The organism is Catenibacterium sp. RTP21428st1_D7_RTP21428_210409, from assembly GCF_040227455.1.
Classification (GTDB): domain Bacteria; phylum Bacillota_I; class Bacilli_A; order Erysipelotrichales; family Coprobacillaceae; genus Catenibacterium; species Catenibacterium mitsuoka_A.
Genome location: NZ_JBEHVX010000122.1, coordinates 1 through 5,232 on the forward strand (window position 1 = coordinate 1; position 5,232 = coordinate 5,232).

General features: G+C 34.7%; 6 protein-coding genes. All 6 read right to left on the bottom strand.

Going from position 1 to position 5,232, the window contains the following annotated elements; all coding sequences use genetic code 11:
* Positions 1-95: 95 nt before the first annotated feature.
* Positions 96-497: an arsenate reductase ArsC gene (locus ABUA27_RS11985; protein WP_281076162.1), complete on the bottom strand. Its 402-nt coding sequence runs from the start codon at positions 495-497 to the stop codon at positions 96-98.
* Between the two features lie 3 nt (positions 498-500).
* Positions 501-893: a thioredoxin family protein gene (locus ABUA27_RS11990; protein ID WP_129982198.1), complete on the bottom strand. Its 393-nt coding sequence runs from the start codon at positions 891-893 to the stop codon at positions 501-503.
* Positions 894-908: 15 nt separating this feature from the next.
* Entirely contained in the window at positions 909-1,922 is a 1,014-nt protein-coding gene (locus ABUA27_RS11995) for a permease (protein ID WP_349820788.1), read from the bottom strand.
* A 90-nt stretch (positions 1,923-2,012) separates the two neighbouring features.
* Entirely contained in the window at positions 2,013-2,324 is a 312-nt protein-coding gene (locus ABUA27_RS12000; protein ID WP_287968655.1) for an ArsR/SmtB family transcription factor, read from the bottom strand.
* Positions 2,325-2,622: 298 nt separating this feature from the next.
* Positions 2,623-3,753, bottom strand: coding sequence for a 23S rRNA (uracil(1939)-C(5))-methyltransferase RlmD (gene rlmD / locus ABUA27_RS12005; RefSeq protein ID WP_349820789.1), 1,131 nt, complete (start codon positions 3,751-3,753; stop codon positions 2,623-2,625).
* Positions 3,753-5,232: beta-Ala-His dipeptidase (pepD, locus tag ABUA27_RS12010; protein ID WP_349820790.1), on the bottom strand; the 1,480-nt coding region annotated here is incomplete at its 5' end. The genes pepD and rlmD, both read right to left, overlap by 1 nt.

The following is a 5,232-nucleotide window of genomic DNA, read 5'->3' on the forward strand; positions in this document are numbered from 1 at the left end:
CTTCCCATAAGAAAAACCTCCTCAGCAAACAGTGCTTTTAATTATTTACACTGTCTACTGGGAGGTCATCATATCATGCTGCAAAGTGCTAATGATTATAAACTATTCTTCAATTTAATAATTCTTTCTTCAATTTCATGAATCACTTTAATAAAATCCACATCATCTTTACCTGTAGGGTCATCTAGCCCCCAGTTATCATCAAAAGTTCTGCCGATAAAAGGACATCCAACATTACATCCCATTGAAATTGCGATGTCTACGTCTGGGATATCTGTAACTAACTTGCTGTATTGACCATTTGTTTCCATATCAATTCCATAAAGTTTTTTCATTATGCGAACAGCATCCTGGTTAATTTGTGGCTTTGTTTCCGTCCCGGCAGAATAACTTTGAAACACACCAGATGCTAGATGTTTTCCAAGTGCCTCGGCAATCTGACTTCTACAGGAATTGTGAACACAGATAAATGCTACCCTTTTTCTTCCATCTAACATTTCTTAAAATCCCAACTTTTCAAGTAGCTTAATTACTTCAGAGCTCTTTAATACTTTACCCATTGAAACAACTGTTTCATTCACAACAATGGCAGGCATGCTCATAACGCCGTAAGCCATAACCTTCTCCATATCTGTGATATATTCTACTTCAATTCCTAACCCTAGTTCTTCAATGGCCTCTTTAACGTTTTCATACTGATTATGACAGCTTTTACAGCCGGCACCAAGCACCTTAATGCTTGTAAGCTTATTATCTTCGCCACAACAGTTTTCTGCCTGTTGACCGCTACAGCAACATGATGCTGCTTCATAAGTAGCTACTTCTCCATTGCAAGCACAAGCTGGCTCTATCTTAACTTCTTCTTTTTTCTTTCCTAATCCAAATAATGACATAATCTTTTTCTCCTGTTAAATAAGTAAATTTTGAAATGCATTAAATGCATAACCAACAATAATAATTCCTACGGTACAGATTCCAATGAACAGACCTAAGAGTTTTGGCTTGATTGCCTTTTTCAGCATAATCATGGATGGAAGAGACAGTGTGGTTACTCCCATCATAAATGACAACACAACGCCCAATCTTGCCCCTTTAGTAAGCAGTGCTTCTGCAATAGGAATACATCCAAAGATATCTGCATACATCGGAACCCCTGCAATTGTAGCAATAATGACACCAAATGGATTACCAGTACCAAGAAATCTCACTATAATATCTTCTGGTATCCAGTTATGAATAAAGGCTCCTATTCCAACACCAATAAGAATATATGGGAAGACTTTTTTAAATGTTTCAACAACCTGCTCCCACGCATATTTCATTCTGTCTTTAACCGTTAGTTCTTCCAATGGAATATCGATTTGCTTTGCATTTCTTATAAATTCTTCTACCTGATTTTCAAGGTGAAGTTTTTCGATAAGTGTTCCACCTGAAACTGCAATCACAAGACCGAGCAACACATAAACCACTGCCACTTTCGTTCCAAAGATACTCATCAATAGCACCAGCGACCCAATGTCCACCATTGGAGATGAAATAAGGAAACTGAATGTAACTCCTAATGGTAATCCGGCACTTGTAAATCCAATAAATAGAGGAATGGAAGAACAAGAACAAAAAGGAGTAACCGTTCCTAGCAATGCCGCTAAGATGTTGGCGCCAATTCCATGAAATCTTCCAAGTATTCGTTTAGTTCTTTCTGGTGGAAAGAAACTCTGAATATAACTAATGATAAAAATCAGCACACAAAGCAAGAAAACAATTTTTATCACATCATAGATAAAAAATTGAATACTGCCTCCAATCTTCCCGGATGTATCAAGACCAATAGAGTATAAGAACTCTCCAATCAATGAACTAAGCCATCTCATTCCTAAAATTTGATCTTGTATGAATATCCAAATCGTAGTCAAAAATTGCATATCTAGCCTCCTGTTAGTTTTATAGTTTTACATATATCAATGTATTCGTTTAAGAGAAAGGCAATCTTACCTGATTGCCTAATGTATATATTATTCGCACTTATCGCAGCTGCATTCACCATCTGAATCAGTGGCTTCAAGATAATGAGAAAACATATCCTTAAAACGTTTTTTTCCTTCCTCTGAAATTGAGTAGTGCATCCATCGCCCATCTTTTCTAGAATCGACAAGTCCACAGTCACAAAGCAATTTCATATGATGAGAAAGAGTTGATTGAGTAATGGATAACTCTTCTAGTATAACGCAGGCACATTTTTCTTCATAATGCAAACATTCCAAAATACGAAGTCTGTTTTCATCTGCCAAAGCCTTAATCATACGAACATCTTCTTTATAACTCATAGTATCCACTCCTTCCTGTAAAACTACACTTATTCTATCCCATATATTCATACTTGTCAATATATAGAACTGTACTTAATTTTCTTTTTAGACCATCTTCCGTTTGTTCCACACTACTGTGTTTATTTTTCTATAAATCACAAGTAAACACTTATGTATAATTGACTCAATCTCAATACTCTTATCTATCCAACTATAAAAATACCAGGGTATTATTCATTTTTTCAAGCATATTTAAAAGTCTGATTTTCAATTCTAAAAATCTCGGAAATCCCTTATTTTAAGTCTTTTTATACTTTTACTTATGTGCTCTAGTCAACAGAACTACGCTCTCAATATGACTCGTAAATGGAAACATATCATAAGGATATACATCCTTAAAACCATATCCTAGTTTTCTAAATAACTTTAAATCTCTTACCTGTGTATGAGGATCACAAGAAACATAAACTATTTCTTGTGGCTTTAAAGAAACAGCTGCTTTAATAAATGTTTCAGTAGAACCACTTCTTGGTGGATCCATAATAATCACATCTACATCTACTTTCTGCTTTGCTGCTTCTACCATGAATTCAGTCGCATCCCCCTGAATAAACTTGATATTCTCAACCTTATTAAAAGTCTTATTCAGTTTCGCATCTTTCACTGCATCCTTGTTGAGTTCTACCCCAATAACCTGTTTCGCATTCTTGCTCGCAATAAGACCTATTGTCCCAATACCACAATATGTATCCATGATTTTAGGATCTTTGACTGTAATAAGAGATAAAGCTTTACTATATAATGCTTCACACTGATCATGGTTGATCTGATAGAAAGAACGTGGAGAAATCTTAAAAGTCATTCCACATAGTTCATCTACAATAAAACCTTTCCCAAAAAGAACCTTTTCCTGTTCACCTAATACAATACTTGTCTGTCTTTTATTTGTATTTAAGACAATACTCTTAATAGAAGGAAAAGCTTTCACAAGCTGATTACAGAAGTTCTTAGAACCTTTAAAGATAGCTTCATTAGATACAATGACAACTAATGTCTGATTTGTCTTGACTGCACGTCTAATAAGAATATGTCTAATTTCCCCTCTTCTTCTTTGTGAATCATAGATAGAAACTCTATACTTTCTAAATAATACAGCTATTTTACTAATAATTGCATCTGTTTCCTGGTCATGAATGAGACAAGATTTATAAGGAATAATACGATGAGAATTCTCTTCATATAAACCATAGTTATATGTCTTATCAAACGCAATGATTGTCTTATTACGATAGTAATAAGGATCTTCCATCCCAGAGACGGGGTGTACATTAACCTTTAAATCCTTAAAGATCTTCTTACATTCTTCATTCTTATATTCTAAAGACTTAACATATCCTTGATTAATAAACTGACAGCTTCCACATTTTTTCGCTATATCACATTTCATTATAATTCTCCTAGCCAGTTCTTTAGGAAGTCATGGACTTCATAAAGTGTTTTGATTTCTAATCTTTCCTGTGGTGTATGAATATCAATACAGTTTGGTCCCATAGTCACAATATCCATATCTGGAAATATTCGACTCATATAACCTGTTTCTAATCCACCATGAGTCGGTACTTCTTTGAGTTCTTTATCATATGCTTTTTTATAAGCTTCCTTGTAAGACTTACGTAACTGAGAATCAGGATCATAGCTCCAACCATAATATTCATCTGATGGTGTCACACTCAAACCAAATAAAGAAGCCAATGTTTCTACTTCATTTACAAGTAGTTTAAGATTGATTTCATTCTCACTACGTATTAATAGAATAAGCTCTACAACCTTTTCTGTTGTTTCCATAATCCCTAAATTCAAAGAAAGAACAGGAAAATGATTGAAGTAATAAGAATACTTTTCTACACCATATGGACATAACGCAAGGAAATGAATAAGTGCATCACTATCTAAGATTACATAACCACTCTGTTCTTCTTCTAATGTATAATCTAAAGGTTCTAATGGGTAAAGTGCCTTCTGTTCTTCCATTCTTTCATGAATAAAAGCCTTCAATTCTTCTTTATTACTTGTAGACTGGAAAGTAAATAAACCATCTCTACAGATTGCATTGGCTTTCTGTCCTGCATTAAGTGAAGAGAAACGAATATCAAAACCATTGTCTAAACATGCTTTAAAAACAAGTCCTGCAATCTTAATCGCATTACCTCTACCTTCTTTAATCGCATCACCAGAATGACCACCTAATAACCCTTTTACATAGAACTTATATCCCTGATCATGAGATTCTACAAATGTCGCATTCTTTCTAATAGTTAGCTGAACGCCACCTGCAGAAGAAACATTTGTTTCTCCTACTACATCACCATCTAAAGAAATCATCTTGCGAGCATGAATCCAGTCTTTATCTACATGAGTAATACCATCCATAGTTGTTTCTTCCTGAACAGTAAATAAGCATTCTAAACGAGGATGTTTAAAGCTATTATCACTTAATAAAGCGAGCATGATAGCCACTGCTACACCATCATCTGCTCCTAAAGTTGTTTTTGTTGCATGTAAATAACCATCTTCTTCATAGATTTCTAAAGGATCAGTGAGGAAGTTATGGTTACTATCTGCATCTTTTTCAGCTACCATATCCATATGACCCTGTAGTAAAATAGGTGCATGATCTGCGTAGCCAGGCGTAGCTTCCTTATAAATAATAATGTCCCCTATTTCATTTCTTGCATAATCAAGTTCATTATTCTGTGCAAATTCTTCTATATAGTTACCTAGTAATTCTTCATGTCCTGAGGGATGAGGAATACTACAAATAGTTTTAAAATAGTCTAATACATCTTTCGTCATAATTTCCTCCATTTCCCCGCGCCTTCGTTGCGCGGACACAAATATATAACCAAACTCAAATCCCCCAAAACTC

Bases quoted from the DNA above. Each gene is read 5' to 3' on its own strand.
- ABUA27_RS11985 (WP_281076162.1), bottom strand. From the start codon at position 497: ATGTTAGATGGAAGAAAAAGGGTAGCATTTATCTGTGTTCACAATTCC.
- ABUA27_RS11990 (WP_129982198.1), bottom strand. From the start codon at position 893: ATGTCATTATTTGGATTAGGAAAGAAAAAAGAAGAAGTTAAGATAGAG.
- ABUA27_RS11995 (WP_349820788.1), bottom strand. From the start codon at position 1,922: ATGCAATTTTTGACTACGATTTGGATATTCATACAAGATCAAATTTTA.
- ABUA27_RS12000 (WP_287968655.1), bottom strand. From the start codon at position 2,324: ATGAGTTATAAAGAAGATGTTCGTATGATTAAGGCTTTGGCAGATGAA.
- rlmD (WP_349820789.1), bottom strand. From the start codon at position 3,753: ATGAAATGTGATATAGCGAAAAAATGTGGAAGCTGTCAGTTTATTAAT.